The 15,372-nt window shown below is 71.5% G+C and carries 12 protein-coding genes; 2 read left to right on the top strand and 10 right to left on the bottom strand.

Going from position 1 to position 15,372, the window contains the following annotated elements:
• Positions 1-162 precede the first annotated feature (162 nt).
• Entirely contained in the window at positions 163-1,077 is a 915-nt protein-coding gene (locus K228_RS0100675; protein ID WP_025616667.1) for an NUDIX hydrolase, read from the bottom strand.
• A 79-nt stretch (positions 1,078-1,156) separates the two neighbouring features.
• Positions 1,157-2,104, bottom strand: coding sequence for an NUDIX hydrolase (locus tag K228_RS0100670; RefSeq protein ID WP_025616666.1), 948 nt, complete (start codon positions 2,102-2,104; stop codon positions 1,157-1,159).
• Between the two features lie 144 nt (positions 2,105-2,248).
• Here K228_RS0100670 and K228_RS0100665 point away from each other — a divergent pair, with 144 nt between their 5' ends.
• Positions 2,249-2,611, top strand: coding sequence for a PspC domain-containing protein (locus K228_RS0100665; protein ID WP_025616665.1), 363 nt, complete (start codon positions 2,249-2,251; stop codon positions 2,609-2,611).
• Positions 2,612-2,618: 7 nt separating this feature from the next.
• Here K228_RS0100665 and guaA read toward each other — a convergent pair whose 3' ends face one another.
• From guaA to guaB, 5 genes are all read right to left on the bottom strand, one after another.
• Positions 2,619-4,172 carry a glutamine-hydrolyzing GMP synthase gene (gene guaA / locus K228_RS0100660; RefSeq protein ID WP_025616664.1) on the bottom strand — a complete coding sequence of 518 codons (1,554 nt, stop codon included), beginning with the start codon at positions 4,170-4,172 and terminating at the stop codon, positions 2,619-2,621.
• Between the two features lie 99 nt (positions 4,173-4,271).
• Complete coding sequence (locus tag K228_RS0100655) at positions 4,272-5,963, bottom strand: FAD-dependent oxidoreductase (RefSeq protein ID WP_025616663.1); 1,692 nt, start codon at positions 5,961-5,963, stop codon at positions 4,272-4,274.
• A 43-nt stretch (positions 5,964-6,006) separates the two neighbouring features.
• Complete coding sequence (locus K228_RS0100650; protein WP_025616662.1) at positions 6,007-7,425, bottom strand: M1 family metallopeptidase; 1,419 nt, start codon at positions 7,423-7,425, stop codon at positions 6,007-6,009.
• Between the two features lie 49 nt (positions 7,426-7,474).
• On the bottom strand, positions 7,475-8,638 hold the full coding sequence (locus tag K228_RS0100645) for a GuaB3 family IMP dehydrogenase-related protein (RefSeq protein WP_025616661.1): 1,164 nt from the start codon (positions 8,636-8,638) through the stop codon (positions 7,475-7,477).
• Positions 8,639-8,666: 28 nt separating this feature from the next.
• Positions 8,667-10,229 carry an IMP dehydrogenase gene (gene guaB / locus K228_RS0100640; protein ID WP_025616660.1) on the bottom strand — a complete coding sequence of 521 codons (1,563 nt, stop codon included), beginning with the start codon at positions 10,227-10,229 and terminating at the stop codon, positions 8,667-8,669.
• Positions 10,230-10,435: 206 nt separating this feature from the next.
• Between guaB and K228_RS0100635 the strand changes: the two genes are divergently transcribed.
• Positions 10,436-10,843 carry a DUF5319 domain-containing protein gene (locus K228_RS0100635; RefSeq protein ID WP_025616659.1) on the top strand — a complete coding sequence of 136 codons (408 nt, stop codon included), beginning with the start codon at positions 10,436-10,438 and terminating at the stop codon, positions 10,841-10,843.
• 122 nt (positions 10,844-10,965) lie between these two features.
• On the opposite strand, the gene K228_RS0100630 is transcribed toward K228_RS0100635, so the two are convergent.
• From K228_RS0100630 to groL, 3 genes are all read right to left on the bottom strand, one after another.
• The gene (locus K228_RS0100630; RefSeq protein WP_025616658.1) at positions 10,966-11,772 is read right to left on the bottom strand and encodes a response regulator transcription factor; all 807 of its coding nucleotides are present in this window, start codon (positions 11,770-11,772) and stop codon (positions 10,966-10,968) included.
• A gap of 207 nt (positions 11,773-11,979) precedes the next feature.
• Entirely contained in the window at positions 11,980-13,575 is a 1,596-nt protein-coding gene (locus K228_RS0100625) for a molybdopterin-dependent oxidoreductase (RefSeq protein ID WP_025616657.1), read from the bottom strand.
• 127 nt (positions 13,576-13,702) lie between these two features.
• A complete protein-coding gene (gene groL / locus K228_RS0100620) occupies positions 13,703-15,334 on the bottom strand; it encodes a chaperonin GroEL (protein ID WP_025616656.1) in 1,632 nt (543 codons plus the stop codon).
• Between the last annotated feature and the right edge of the window lie 38 nt (positions 15,335-15,372).

Raw genomic sequence — 15,372 nt, 5'->3', positions numbered from 1 at the left:
CGCATCGCCCGTTACACCGTTAACTCCCGCACCCAAATGTACCGGAGCCCAGCCGCGCCACCATGATGAGCATTCTTCGGCGCCCACAATGCCCCAATTGCAGAGAAACAAGGGTCCCCTCCCCCGGTCGCCCTACCCAGGACCAACGCCAAACCAGGATGGTCAGCGGAGCTCGGCGACCATCCTGGCAGCGATGTCGCTGAGCCGCAGCCCCGCGAGCTCGGCGACGGCAAACCAGCTCGCCCGCGCGGTCGACCCCCCGGCTAGCTCCAGCACCCGCGCCTCGGTCGGCTCATCCACCACCACCGTGTAGATGGCCCGAACGGTGTGCCAGTCCAACGGGTGGCCCTCCGGCCCAACCGCCCGCGGGTGGTGCAGGCTGTCCACCCCGACCAACTCGACGACCCGGCCGACCTGACCGGACTCCTCCACCAACTCGCGAAGCAGCCCCGTCTCCGGCGCCTCACCGTAGTCGGTGCCCCCACCGGGCAGGTGCCAGCTGCCAGCGCCCGGGTAGCCCTCCGCGATCAGCGTCAGTAGCACCCGGTCAGCCGGGTCGGTGACCAGCCCGTACGCGCCGAACCGGTGCCGCCGAGCGGTCGACGCCGGAGCGGTCGACGCCGGAGCGGTCGACGCCGGCGGCAGCACGTGGGACCCCGGCGGCGGGGGCGTGCCCGGCAGGCCGAGCAGCTCCGCCGTGAACGGCATCACGGGCACCGCCGCCGCCGAGCCGGGGGTAAACCACCCCAGCGTGGCACCGCCCTGCTCCGGCAGGGCCACACCCCCCGTCGTCGCGGTCACATCGAACACCAACCGGTCGGTGTGCAACCCAGCTCCGGCGGCGAAGGTGGCCACATCGGCTACCGCCGCCCGGACCCCGGCCACCGTCACGGCCAGCCCGGTCTCCCTGGCGAAGCCGCGGACGACTGCGGCGGCGGGATGCTCGGCGTGCCGGAGCCCGCCGCCCGGCAGCCGCCAGGCACCCCGATCCGGGCACCCGTCCCCGCCCCGTACGAGTAGCACCTGCCCGCCGTCATCCCGCAGCACCCCGTATGCCGCCATCCGCCGCTGCTGCACCCTGCCCCCGCCTGTGCCGTGTCGATGAGACGTTGTCGCCGCGTCCGACGATAGCTACGGGACGCCAGGGCTGGGGCGGTCAGGTCAGCCGGGCGGCCTGGACCGCCTCGGCCGTCACCTCGGTCAGCCGATCGACCGGGAGGGCGCCCAGCTCCTCCTTTGCAAACCAGCGAGCCTCACAGGTGGAACCACCGACGTCGATCACAGTGGGCGGGGCGGGGCGGTCAACCACAACCCGGTAGAAGGCGCGGACCCCGTGCCAGTCGATCGGGTAGCCCTCCGGACCGAGCGAGGCGGCGTCCCGGTGACTCGCCACGCCAAGTAGCTCGACCAACCGCCCGGTCTGCCCGGTTTCCTCGACCAACTCCCGGATGAGGGCCGCGCCCGGCTGCTCACCGTAGTCCGTTCCGCCACCCGGCAGGTGCCAACAGCCGGCGCCCGGGTAGCCGTCCGAGACCCGGGTGAGCAAGACCCGCTCGTCTGGGTCGGTAACGACCGCGTACGCGGCGAAGCGCTGCGCCCGGTGCAGGCCGTCCGGCCCCTCGACCGCATAGAAGGAGGGAAACTCGGGCGGCTCGTCCGGCACGATGTCCGCCGACGAGGCGGACAGGCCGAGGGCGCGCGCCGTGAACGAGCGCAGGGGCAGGTCGCGGGCCTGCTCAAGGGTGAACCAGCGGGCCAGGTCAGTGGGCTGGTCAGCGCGGTCGGCGAGGGTCCCGCCCCGCACCGACACCTGGTAGAGCAGGCGGTCGGTGTGGATCGTGATGCCCCGCTCGGGCAACGCTCGCATGTCGGCGAGCACATCGGTGAGGGTGGCGACACTGACCGAAAGCCCGGTCTCGGCGGCGGTCTCCCGCACGACCGTGTCGCACGGGTCCTCGCCGTGGTCGACCGCGCCCCCGGGCAGCGACCACGTACCAGGTGTGCCAGAGCGCTGCGAGGCGCGGACCAGCAGCACCTGACCGACTGAATTAGCACAAACCGCGTACGCCGCAATCCTACGAAGCGGCTCCAGCATGAGGGTCACAGAGCAAAATTCTCCCCGCTCCCGGCCGCCGACGCCGAAAAGGGTCGGATTCATGACTCCCGGCTCGCGAGTGAGGGGCAGATCAGGGTAAGGCCCCGGGAAATCACCGAGGTCGGCCGGAGTGGGGCGACGCACCATGAGGAGATGACAAGCACCGGAACTTCCCAGCCCCCGTACAAGCAGCTCCGCCGCCCTACCACTGACCGGATGATCGCCGGGGTGGCCAGTGGCGTCGGCCGCTACTTCAACATCGACCCCACGCTGGTTCGGATCATCTTCGCGGTGACCGGCCTGCTCACCGGCGGGATCGCGGTGCTGGCATACCCGATCATGTGGTTCCTGATTCCGGCGGAGCCGGCAGGCGCGCCGGCCTGGCCGCACCCGGCGACACCCGGGGCGACCACCACCGCACCCGCCTGGCCATACCCGACGACACCCGGAGCGACCACCGCTACCCCCACCTGGTCGGAGCCGGGGCCGCAGCCGCCGACCCCGCCCGTCAGATGAGCGCGGCTCACTCCCACTCGATGGTGCCCGGCGGCTTGCTGGTGACATCCAGAGCCACCCGGTTCACCTCGGCAACCTCGTTGGTGATCCGGGTGGAGATCCGGGCAATCAGGTCATACGGCAGCCGCGACCAGTCGGCCGTCATCGCGTCCTCGCTAGAGACTGGGCGGAGCACCACGGGGTGCCCGTAGCTACGTCCGTCTCCCTGCACCCCAACACTGCGCACGTCGGCCAGGAGCACCACCGGGAACTGCCACACGCCCCGGTCCAGGCCAGCAGCGCTGAGCTCCTGCCGGGCAATGTAGTCGGCCCGGCGGAGCACGTCGAGCCGCTCGCGGTCCACCGCACCGATGATCCGGATCGCGAGCCCCGGCCCGGGGAACGGGTGCCGCCAGACCATCGCCTCCGGCAGGTCCAGCTGGAGGCCGAGCGTGCGAACCTCGTCCTTGAAGAGCGTACGCAGCGGCTCGACCAGGGAGAATCCGAGATCCTCCGGAAGCCCGCCGACGTTGTGATGGCTCTTGATGCTGGCCGTGCCCGCGCCGCCGCCGGACTCCACCACGTCCGGGTAGAGGGTGCCCTGCACCAGGAACTCCACGTCGCCGTGGGCGGCGATGTCCCGGGCAGCGGCCTCAAAGGTCCGGATGAACTCCCGGCCGATGATCTTGCGCTTCCGCTCCGGATCGGTCACCCCGGCCAGCGCGGTCAGGAACTGGTCCGCCGCGTCAACCACCCGCAGCTTGATGCCGGTGGCGGCGACGTAGTCCTTCTCCACCTGCTCGGCCTCGCCCGCGCGAAGCAGACCGTGGTCAACGAAGACGCAGGTCAACTGGTCGCCGATGGCCCGGTGCACCAGCGCCGCGGCGACCGCGGAGTCAACGCCGCCGCTGAGACCGCAGATGACCTCCTTGGTACCGACCTGCTCCCGGATCCGGGCCACCTGCTCGTCGATGATGTTCTCCGGCGTCCAGGTGGGCTCGATGCCGGCGATGTCGTAGAGGAAACGGGTCAGTATCTCCTGGCCGTGCGCCGTGTGCCCGACCTCCGGGTGGAACTGCACCCCGACCCGTCGCCCGGCCCGGTCCTCGAAGGCCACCACCGGGGCGCCCGCCGACTCGGCGGTCACCGCGAAGCCGGCCGGCGCCTCCGTCACACAGTCGCCGTGGCTCATCCAGACCGAAAGCTCACCAGGGAGATCACGCAGCAGCACCCCGGGTTCCGACCGCGGGCGCAGCACAGTGCCGCCGTACTCCCCATTACCGGTCCTCGCGACCGTGCCCCCGAGTGCCTGCGCCATCACCTGGAAGCCGTAACAGATGCCGAAGACCGGCACCCCGGCGTCGAACACGCCGGCGTCGATACCCGGCGCGCCGGGCGCGTAGACGCTGGACGGGCCACCCGAGAGGATGATCGCTGCCGGGTCCTTCGCTAGCATCTCGGCCACCGACATCGTGTGCGGGACGATCTCCGAGTAGACCCGGGCCTCCCGTACGCGGCGTGCGATGAGCTGGGCGTACTGGGCTCCGAAGTCCACCACCAGGACAGGGCGCGGGGTGCTCATGTGCAGCAAGCCTACCCACCGACACGCCCGACGCCGACCCGGGACCCGAGTCGGCGAAGCGGCCCCGCCGACCGTGCCGCGCCGCGGTCTCCGCCGGCGCTACCGCAGCGCACCAGGGGCGTCAGCTGGCACCGCCGGATGGCGCGGGGCCACCGGGGCCAACCGGACGTATCGGGAGCCGAGCGGAGGGCGGGGATCCGGGTCCCCCTGGTTCGGCCAGAACGACATGGCCCGCTCGGCCTGGGCGGTGATGGTCAGGCTCGGGTTCACCCCGAGATTGGCCGAGACCGCCGCGCCGTCAACGACGTGCAGCCCGGGGTGCCCGTACACCCGTTGCCACGGGTCCACCACACCGTCCTCCTCGGTGGCGCCGATCACCGCGCCGCCCAAAAAGTGCGCGGTCACCGGGACGTTGAACGGTTCGGTGAGGGAACCACCCGGCACTCCGTTGATCTCCTCGGCCAAGAGCCGAACCGCCCGGTTACCGGCCGGGATCCAGGTCGGGTTCGGCGCTCCGTGACCCGGTTCGCAGACGAGTCGACGACCGCCGAGCCCACGGCGTAGCCGGGTGGTCAACGAATTATCCGCCGACTGCATGACCAGGGCGATCACCGTACGCTCGGACCAGTTGCGGACCGACAGCATCCCCGCCGCAGCACGGGGCTGCCGCACGAGGGCACCCAGCCAGCGACGCACCCGGCGCGGGCCGCCGTCCACCAACAGGGACTGGAACAGCCCCATCGCGTTCGAGCCCCGGCCGTAGCGGACCGGCTCGATGTGGGTCTGCGAATCGGGGTGGAACGAGCTCGTGATCGCCACCCCTTCGGTGAAGTCGACCCCCGCGGCCCGCGCCGACCGCCGGGGCACCGACGCGCCGAGAATCGCCTCCGAATTGGTTCGGGTCAACGCTCCGAGCCGGGACGAGAGCCGCGGCAGCGCCCCAGCCACCTTCATCCCATGCAGCAGACGCTGGGTACCCAACGCACCGGCGGCGAAGACCACCTGGTCGGCGTGGATCACCTGCGAGCGCCCCCGCAGCCAGGAGCCGGTACGCCGGGTGTGCACCGCGTACCCGCCCCCCTCGACCGGCGCGACAGCGGTCACGGTCGTCAACGGATGTACCTGTGCACCGAGCCGCTCGGCCAGCCACAGATAGTTCTTGGCCAACGTGTTCTTCGCACCGAGCCGACACCCCGTCATGCAGGCGCCGCAGTGCGTGCAGCCGGTTCGCTCCGGCCCCGCCCCGCCGAAGTAGGGATCGGGCACCCGCTGCCCCGGCCGGCCGAGGTGCACTCCGACCGGGGTGGCCTGGAAGGTGTGCCCGACCCCCATCCGCTCCGCTACCGCCCGCATCGCCCGGTCCGCCCCGGTGGTTTCCGGGTACGTGGTGACGCCGAGCATCCGCTTCGCCTGGTCGAAGTGGCGGGTCAACTCCTCCCGCCAGTCGGTGATGTCCCGCCACTGCGGATCCTCAAAGAAGGCGTCCAGCGGCTCGTACAGGGTGTTCGCGTAGACCAGGGAACCGCCGCCCACCCCGGCACCGGAGAGCACCAGCACGCCACCTGCCCGGCGCTGGCCCGCCCCCAGCAGAGTGATCCGCTGCAGGCCGTAGCAGCCCAGGCGCGGCGCCCAGACGAAGCGGCGCAGCTGCCAGGACGTCCGCGGGAAGTCGCCGTCGGCGAAGCGTCGGCCCGCCTCCAGCACCCCGACCCGGTAGCCCTTCTCGGCCAGTCGCAGCGCCGCGACGCCACCGCCGAATCCGGACCCGATGACGACCACGTCATACCGCATAGATGCATCATTACCGACCGGTAGCATTCGCGCCAGAGGCAACTCAGCCCGGTTCGGGGACAGCGGGCCGGGTGGCGCCGGAAAGCCAGGCGTCGAAGAGACCGTCGAGCTGCTCCCCAGCGACCCGCTCGGCCAGTTCGATGAAGTCATCGGTGGTGCCGTTGCGGTCGCGCCACTCGGCCGTCCAGGCCTGCAGGATGGCGAAGAAGGCATCGTCGCCGACCGTCCGCCGCAGCGCGTGCACGGTTAGCGCCCCGCGCTGGTAGACGCCGGTGCCAAACATCTGCTCCGGCCCCGGATCCAGGGCCGGCAGCGACCAGTCCGTCGCCGCGTACCGGTCCTCGAAGGTGCGCTGCACCGACCGTCCCCCCTGGTGTTCCTCCCAGAGCCACTCGGCGTAGGTGGCGAAGCCCTCGTTCAGCCAGATATCCCGCCACTGGGTCACCGCCACGCTGTCGCCGAACCACTGGTGCGCCAGTTCGTGGACCACCACCCCGAAGTTGGGTTGCCCGCTGCGGAAGAAGGCGGGGCCGTACACGGGACGGGACTGCGTCTCCAACGCGTACCCCACCCGCGGGTCGGTCACCACCACCCCGCCGTAGGAGTCGAACGGGTACGGCCCGAAGCGGTCGGCCAGGAAGTCGGCGATCTCGCCGGTACGGGCCAGCGAGACGGCCTCCGGGCTGGTCTCCGGGAGCTGCTCCGGCACGGCGGTGACGATCGGCTTCCCGGCGTGGGTGCCGGTCTCCACCCGGTAGGCGCCGATCACCAGGGTGGTCAGATAGCTCGCCATCGGGGCCCGCTGCGCCCAGCGCCAGGTGGTTCGGCCGCCGGCGCTGCGCTGTTCCCCGGGCACCCCGTTGCTGAGCGCGGCGAGCCCGTCCGGGACGGTGACCTCGATGTCGTACGTCGCCTTGTCGCTCGGATGGTCGTTCACCGGAAACCAGGCGGCGGCCGAGTAGGGCTGGCCGAGCGCGATCGCCCCGTCCTCGGTGTGCAGGAAACCGCCGCCGCCCAGCGGACCGTTCGGCCGGGTGCCGGGGCTGCCGGCATACTCGACCGTGACGGTGAAACGGCTGCCCTGGGTCAACCCCCGCGCTGGCGTCACCACCAGTTCGTCGCCGTCGCGACGGTGCTGGGCCCGGTCACCATCCACCCCGACCGCCGTGACCTCCAGACCCTGCAGGTCCAGGTTGAACCGGGACAGCGGCTGGGTGGCGACGGCGGTGACCGTCGCCTGCCCCCGGAGCCGGTCGCTGGCCGGGTCGTAGTCGACGGCGAGCCGATAGTGCTCCACGTCGTATCCGCCGTTGCCCGCACCCGGCACGTACGGGTCACCCAGGTCGGCAGCGCCCGCGCGGAAGTCGCCGCCCGGATTCGCCGAAGAGCAGCCCCCGAGCAGGGTCGCCGCCACGACGACGGCGGCGAGGCCGGGTCGAACCCGGGCAGAGGTGGACCGCACCGGTCGAGCCTAACCACCCGACCGGCGCGATGACGCCCCTCCGCTCCGCTTAACGATCCAGGACCAGGCCGACCTTCTGGAACTCCTTGAGGTCCCGGTAGCCACACTTGGCCATCGCCCGGCGCAGCCCGCCGAAGAGGTTGAGCTGGCCATCCGGCTCGTCGGCCGGGCCGTACAGCAGCCGTTCCATCGAGCCGACCGGCTCGCCGGCGACCTCGAAGGCGCCCCGGGGCAGCGACGGGTGGCTGGCGGCCGAGTGCCACCAGGCGCCGCCGGCCGGTGCTTCCGGGCAGAGCGAGAGCGGCTCCCCCAACATCACCGCGTCGGCGCCGCAGCCAAGCGCCTTGGCGATGTCACCGGACGTCCGAATGTCGCCGTCGGCGATCAGGTGGACGTAGCGGCCGCCGGTCTCGTCCAGGTAGTCCCGGCGCGCCGCCGCGGCGTCGGCGATCGCGGTGGCCATCGGCACCCGGATGCCGAGCACCGACTCGGTGGTGGACCAGTCGTCACCGCCGATCCCCACGATCACCCCGGCGGCGCCGGTGCGCATCAGGTGCAGGGCGGTCTTGTAGTCGGTGCAGCCGCCGACGACCACCGGCAGATCGAGGTCGGCGATGAACTCCTTGAGGTTCAGCGGCTCGTCGGTGGTGGAGACGTGCTCGGCGGAGACGATGGTGCCCTGGATCACCAGGATGTCCACCCCGGCATCGAGGATCACCGGGGCGAGCGCCAGGGTGTGCTGCGGCGAGACCCGCACCGCCACCGTCTGGCCGCCGGCCCGCAGCTCACGAACCCGCTCGGCGATCAGGTCCGCGCGGATCGGCTCGGCGTACACCTCCTGCAGCCGCCGGGTGTGCTGCAGCCCGGTCGCCCCGGCGCGGGTGGGGCGAGGCGACGGGCCGGTGGCGTCCTCGCCCAGGCTGGCCAGCTCCTCCAGCACCTTCGCCGGGTTCTCGTACCGGGTCCAGAGACCCTCCACGTTGAGCACACCGAGGCCGCCGAGCTGGCCGAGCCGCACCGCCGAGGCCGGGCTCATCGTCGCGTCGGAGGGGTGACCGACGCAGGGGATGCCGAACGGGTACGCGTCGAGCTGCCAGGCCGTCGACACGTCGTCGACGTCTCGGGTACGGCGGCTCGGCACGATCGCGATGTCGTCCAGGTGGTAGCCGCGCTGCGCGGTCTTGCCCAGCCCGATCTCGACCACGTCTCGCATGGGGACTCCAGACGGTAGGGGTGATGGGTCAGCGGGTTTGGTAGTTGGGTGCCTCAGCGACCATCTGGATGTCGTGCGGGTGGCTCTCCTTGAGCCCGGCCGCGGTGATCCGAATGAGCTGTCCGCGCCGGTGCAGCTCGGAGACGCTCTCCGCGCCGGCGTACCCCATCGCCAGGCGCAACCCGCCGACCAGCTGATGGGCGACCTGGGCGAGCGGGCCACGGTACGGCACCTGACCCTCGACGCCCTCGGGGACAAGCTTCTCGTCGCTGGTGACATCCTGCTGGAAGTAGCGGTCCTTCGAGTACGACCGGACCTGGCCCCGGGATTGCATCGCGCCCAGCGAGCCCATCCCCCGGTAGGCCTTGTACTGCTTGCCGTTGATGAAGATCAGCTCACCGGGGCTCTCCGCGCAGCCGGCGAGCAGGCCGCCCAGCATCACCGTGTCGGCACCGGCCACGAGCGCCTTGGCGATGTCACCGGAGTACTGGATGCCGCCGTCACCGATGACCGGAACGCCGGCCGGTCGGGCCGCCCGAGCCGCCTCCATGATCGCGGTCACCTGCGGCACGCCGACGCCGGCCACGATCCGCGTCGTGCAGATCGCCCCCGGACCGACCCCCACCTTGACCCCGTCCACACCGGCCTCGACGAGCGCCTTCGCCCCCGCGTAGGTGGCGACGTTACCGCCGACGACATCGACGCGGGCATCCTTCTTGATCCGGGCGACCATCTCCAGCACGGCCCGCTGGTGGCCGTGCGCGGTGTCCACGATCAGCACGTCCACGCCGGCGTCCACCAGGGCGCGGGCCCGCTTGTACGCGTCCTCGCCCACGCCGACGGCGGCGGCGACGCGAAGCCGACCGGCGGAGTCCTTGGTGGCGTTCGGGTACTGCTCGCTCTTGGTGAAGTCCTTGACGGTGATCAGGCCCCGCAGTGTGCCGGTGCCGTCGACGATCGGCAGCTTCTCGACCTTGTGCTGCCGCAGCAGGCCGAGCGCATCCTCCTTGCTGACGCCGACCGGGGCGGTGACCAGCGGGGTCCGGGTCATGATCTCGCGGACCGGCGTGGCTGGGTCGGAGACGAAGCGCATGTCGCGGTTAGTGACGATGCCGACCAGTTGCCCGTCGCCGTCGACCACCGGCACACCGGAGATCCGGTACTGCCCACAGAGCGTGTCCACGTCCTGGAGGGTGTCGTTCGGGCCGGCGGTCACCGGGTTGGTGATCATGCCCGACTCGGAGCGCTTCACCAGGTCGACCTGGAGCGCCTGGTCCTCCACGGAGAGATTGCGGTGCAGCACACCGATCCCGCCCTGGCGGGCCATGGCGATCGCCATCCGGCCCTCCGTCACCGTGTCCATCGCGCTGGACAGCAGTGGAATGTTCAACTCGACGGTGCGGGTGAGCTTCGTGCGGGTGTTCACCCGGCTCGGCACGACATCCGACTCGCCCGGCTGGAGCAACACATCGTCAAAGGTCAGACCGAGTGGAACCACCCGCGCCGAGCCGGCGGGCAGCTCCGGCAGGTGACCGCCCAGCTCACCGCTTTCGGCGTCGGTCGGTTGAACTGTGCTGGGCGAATTTTCCACGATTGCTCCCCTGAGCTGCTCGAACGGGCTTCAGCGAGGTGGCGCGGGCGGGCACCGGCAGAAACCGGGTAGCGGCGCTTCGCCCCATCGTACCCATCGACTGGCCGCGCCTCTGCTGCCGGCGGGCAGGTCACGTACGCCCAGGGCAGGCAGGTCACGCCGGCCCAGGGCGGACGGCGACCGAGCGTTGGGGCTACGGTGAGGGGGTGCACGACGAGCCCATCGATCCCTTCAACGGAGACCCGGCCGACTCGACGGCGGGCCAACCCGATTCCGGCGACGCTGAGCTCGACCCCCTGAGCGACGCCGAGCGGCAGGAGGTGCTGGAGGACCTCGCCGACCTGGAGATCTACCAGGCTTTGCTGGCGCCGATCGGGGTGCGCGGTCTGGTGATCAAGTGCGAGGACTGCCGGGAGCCGCACTACTTCGGCTGGGATCTACTTCGCGGCAACCTGCGTCACCTACTCAGCTCCGGGCATCCCCGGGTGCACGAGCCGGCCTACGACCCCGATCCGGATCACTACGTGACCTGGGACTACGCCCGCGGGTACGCCGACGGGGTGCACGACACCCTGAGCGAGGGCAGCGACGAGGAGCCAAACTCCAACCGCTGATCCTGGCGCTCGACCGGGCTCCCGGGCGGACCGACACCGGGGTCTGGGGCGGACCGACACCGGGGTCTGGGGCGGACCGACACCAGGATCCCGGGCTGATCAACCGACCCTTCAGCGACGCCTCAGGCGACCAGCCCGGCGCGGAAGCCGGCGGCGACGGCGTGGGCACGGTCCCGGGCGCCGAGCTTGCGGAAGAGTCGTCGGGCGTGGGTCTTCACCGTGTCCTCGGAGACGAACAGCTCCCGGCCGATCTCGGCGTTACTCTTGCCCTCGGCCATGCCCAGGAGCACCTGTAGCTCCCGCTCGGTCAGCCCGACCGCTGGCCGAGACTCCCGAGCTGGGCTGCCGGCGGGCACCGCGGCGGGCTCACCCGCCGGGTCGGCCGGGTCGTCGCCGCGCTGCACCGGTACGACCGTGGGCGCGCCACCGGCCCCCTCGGCGGCCCCGGCCGGCCAACCCGACGGCGGGTCGGCGGAAGCCCGGCCGCCGGGAGCAGCGCGGACCGACCCGCCCACCGAGGCTGCGTCCCGCGCCGGGTCGACCCGGTGGCGGTTGGCCCGCCCGGGGGCGGAGAGCAGCAGCAGCGCCTTCGCCACCGAGCTGGTGAGGTCGTGGTCGGCGCCCTGAATCAGCCCCCGGGCACCCGCGCTGATCGTCGCTGCCGCCGACTCGGACTCCTCGGCTCCCAGCAGCACCACCGCCGCCTGCGGTGCCCGGGCCAGGACCCGGCGAACGAACCCCGCGCTGTCTGGCCGGGTCAGCGCCGTATCAACAAGCACCACGTCGGCGGGGCGTTCAGCGAGCCGCAGCATCACCTCAGGGTCGGAGACGGCAGTCCGCACCGCCCCGGATAGCCCCAGCCGCGCCGCGGCGGAGGTCAGGTGTTGCGCCGCCAAGGGCGTCCGAACGCACACGAGAACCGTTCGCACAGTGGTCTCCTCTCCGTCAACGAGCAGACCATGACGGAGTCCGGTCGGGAGGGGGTTCCCGCCAATCCTTCGAACTTTTCCGACAGTTGGGGCAATTGCCGCGAGTTGTCCGAGGTTCCCGGTCCTGGGGTGTACGTCCCGCCGCCCGGCGACCGAGTTGGCGCACGTCACCGCCGGCGACGGAGTTGGCGCACGTCGCGCCGCAGATCAGCCAACCGTGACGCGCACCGTGTGCCAACCGGTCGCGCCGTCCGGAGCCACCGGCGTGCTCTGGCCGGTCTGCGCCTCGCCGGTCACGTCGGTGGCCCGAACCTGAAGCGTGTGCTCCCCCGGTGTCGCGTCCCACCGCCACGACCACTGCACCCAGGTATCCACCGAGACCGTCGGCGCGAGGTCGGCCTCGCGCCAGGGCCCCTCGTCCACCCGGACCTCCACCCGCTGAATGCCCCGGTGCTGTGCCCAGGCGACACCGGCGACAACCACCTCCCCCGCCACCAGCTGACTCCGCCGACGAGGCGTGTCGATCCGCGACTGGGTCTTCACCGGGCCCTGCGCCGACCAGCCGCGCGGCACCCAGTACGCGTCGAAGTCCACGAAGCTGGTCAACTCCAGCTCGGTGACCCACTTACAGGCCGACACGTAGCCGTACAGGCCCGGCACCACCATCCGGACCGGGAAGCCGTGCTCGACCGGCAGCGGCTCACCGTTCATACCGACCGCCAGCAGCGCATCCCGGCCGTCCCGCAGCACCGCCGTGGGGGTGCCGCAGGTCCAGCCGTCAACCGACCGCCCAACCACCTGGTCCGCGCCCGCCAGCGGATCCGCCTCGGCCAACAGATCCCGCAGCGGCACCCCCAGCCAGCGGGCGTTGCCGATCAGGTCACCGCCGACCTCGTTCGACACACAGGCCAACGTGACATACCGCTCGACCAGCGGCCGGGCCAGCAGGTCGGCGAAGCTGAGGGTGATCGGGTTGCGGACCCGGCCGTGGATGCGCAGTTGCCAGGTGGCCGGATCCACCTGCGGCACCACCAGGGCGGTGTCGATCCGGTAGAAGCTGGATCTGGGCGTGACGTAGGGGGCGAGCTGGGCCAGGTTCAGGTCGGCGCCCGCCGGCACCGCGGAGGCCGGCGACGCCGGGGCCGGCAGCACGACCGCTGCGCGGGCCGCCGACACTCCCCGCCGGCCACTCAACCATCGGCCGCCGACACCGGCCGCCCCCGCCGCACCGAGCAGCAGCCCACTCGTCGTGAGGAACCGCCGCCGGGACTCCGGGCTCGGCCCCGCGGCCTGCTCCCGGTCAGCCAACGCCGCCACCGGCACACCGGAGTCGGCCGGTGGGGTGGGGGCGGACCAGGGCCAGGGATCCAACTCCAACGGGCCCTGGATGAACGCCCAGAGCACCAACGCACCGAGGCTGCCCCCAGCCAGCGCCGGCAGGGCGTCGGCGAGATCCGCACCGGCCCGGGTCAGGGCTGCGAACGCCCCCAGCGCCGTGAACGCCGTGACACCGGCCAGCCCGTACGCCAGGTGTCGCCGGGACAGCACGCCGAGCAGCGCAGCGAAGCCGGCCAGCAGCAGGGCCGTCCCCACCAGCAGAGCGACCTTGTCGTAGCTGCCGAAGAGCGCGATGCCGAACTGTTTGAGTGGCTCCGGCACGGTGTCGACCACCAGCCCGCCGACGGCTACCAGGGGGGCGGAACGGGGGCCGGTCACTACCGCGACCAGCTCCGCCGAGCCGATCGCCACCGCAGCGGCGATCACCCCGGCCAAAGCGGCGTGGCGACGGGTCGTACTGGTCACGCGGACCAGTGTTTCCGATCTCGGTCCGCACCGGTAGTCACGTCAGCGTTCCGTAAGCAGTCCGGAAGACGCGTCGGGGCGCGCGGTCACTGTGGACGACGCGCCCCGACCGAGCGTCCGGCGTGGGTCAGAAACCCGGGCCGTGCTGGTGACCGTGGCCGTGGCCACCTGCGGCCGGCTCCGGCTCCTGCGGCTTGTCCACCACGAGGCTCTCGGTGGTGAGCAGCAGGCCCGCGATCGACGCCGCGTTGGCGACCGCGTTACGGGTCACCTTCACCGGGTCGAGAATGCCGGCCTTGGCCAGGTCGACGTACTCGCCCGTAGCCGCGTCAAGGCCGTGGCCCCAGTCCTTGTCGACGACCTTCTGCACCACCACGTAGCCGTCGTGGCCAGCGTTCTGGGCGATCCAGCGCAGCGGCTCGACCAGCGCCTTGCGCACGATCGAGACGCCGACCTTCTCGTCCCCGGTGAGGCCGAGGTCATCGTCGAGCGCCGGCAGGACCTGGGCCAGGGCGGCACCGCCGCCGGGCACCGTGCCCTCCTCGACCGCGGCCTTGGTGGCGGCGATGGCGTCCTCGATGCGGTGCTTGCGCTCCTTCATCTCAACCTCGGTCGCCGCGCCCGCCCGGATCACGGCGACGCCACCGGAGAGCTTGGCCAGCCGCTCGGCGAGCTTCTCCCGGTCCCACTCGGAGTCCGAAGCCTCGATCTCCTTGCGGATCTGGGCGACCCGGTCCGCGGCGTCGGCGGCCTTGCCGCCGCCGTCAACGACGGTGGTGTTCTCCTTGTCGACCACCACCCGGCGGGCCGTGCCGAGCACCTCCAGCCCGACCTGGTCAAGCTTGTAGCCCAGCTCCGGGGCGACCAGCTCGGCACCGGTCAGGATCGCCATGTCCTGCAGCATCGCCTTGCGGCGGTCACCGAAGCCGGGAGCCTTCACCGCGCAGACCTTCATGGTCTTGCGGAGCGCGTTGACCACCAGCGTGGACAGCGCCTGGCCCTCGACATCCTCGGCGATGATGAGCAGCGGCTTGCTGTCCTGGAGAACCTTCTCCAGCAGCGGCAGCAGCTCCTCGATCGCCGAGATCTTCTGCGTGGTGATGAGGATGTACGGGTCCTCCAGGACCGACTCCTGCCCCTCCGCGTCAGTGACGAAGTTGGGCGAGATGAAGCCCTTGTCGAACTGGAGCCCCTCGGTCACGTCCAGCTCGGTGGCGAGGGTGGAGCCCTCCTCGACGGTGATGACACCGTCGCGGCCGACCCGCTCCATCGCCTCGGCGATGAGCTCACCGATCATGGAGTCCTGCGCGGAGACGGTCGCGACGTGCGCGATCGCCGCCTTGTCCGACACCTCGACGGCCTTGCCGAGCAGCGTCTCGGAGACCTTGGTGGCCGCCGCGTCGATGCCCCGCTTGAGGCCGGTCGGGTTGGCGCCGGCCGCCACGTTGCGCAGGCCCTCCCGGACCAGCGCCTGGGCCAGCACGGTGGCGGTGGTGGTCCCGTCGCCGGCGACGTCGTTGGTCTTGGTCGCCACCTCCTTGACCAGCTGCGCGCCGAGGTTCTCGTGCGGGTCGGTGAGCTCGATCTCCTTGGCGATCGTCACGCCGTCGTTGGTGATCGTGGGTGCGCCAAACTTCTTGTCCAGGACGACGTTGCGCCCGCGGGGGCCGAGGGTGACCTTGACCGCATCCGCGAGGGCGTTGACACCGTGCTCCAGCTGGTGCCGAGCGTCATCCGAGAAACTCAGGATCTTCGCCATGAATGTCCCTTCGAAGCGTCGTCGCCCCGGCCCGGCGA

This window comes from Salinispora cortesiana (genome assembly GCF_000484695.1).
GTDB classification, from domain to species: domain Bacteria; phylum Actinomycetota; class Actinomycetes; order Mycobacteriales; family Micromonosporaceae; genus Micromonospora; species Micromonospora cortesiana.
Note: the sequence above shows the minus strand (reverse complement) of the source record. Positions and strands in the feature narration are given on the sequence as shown.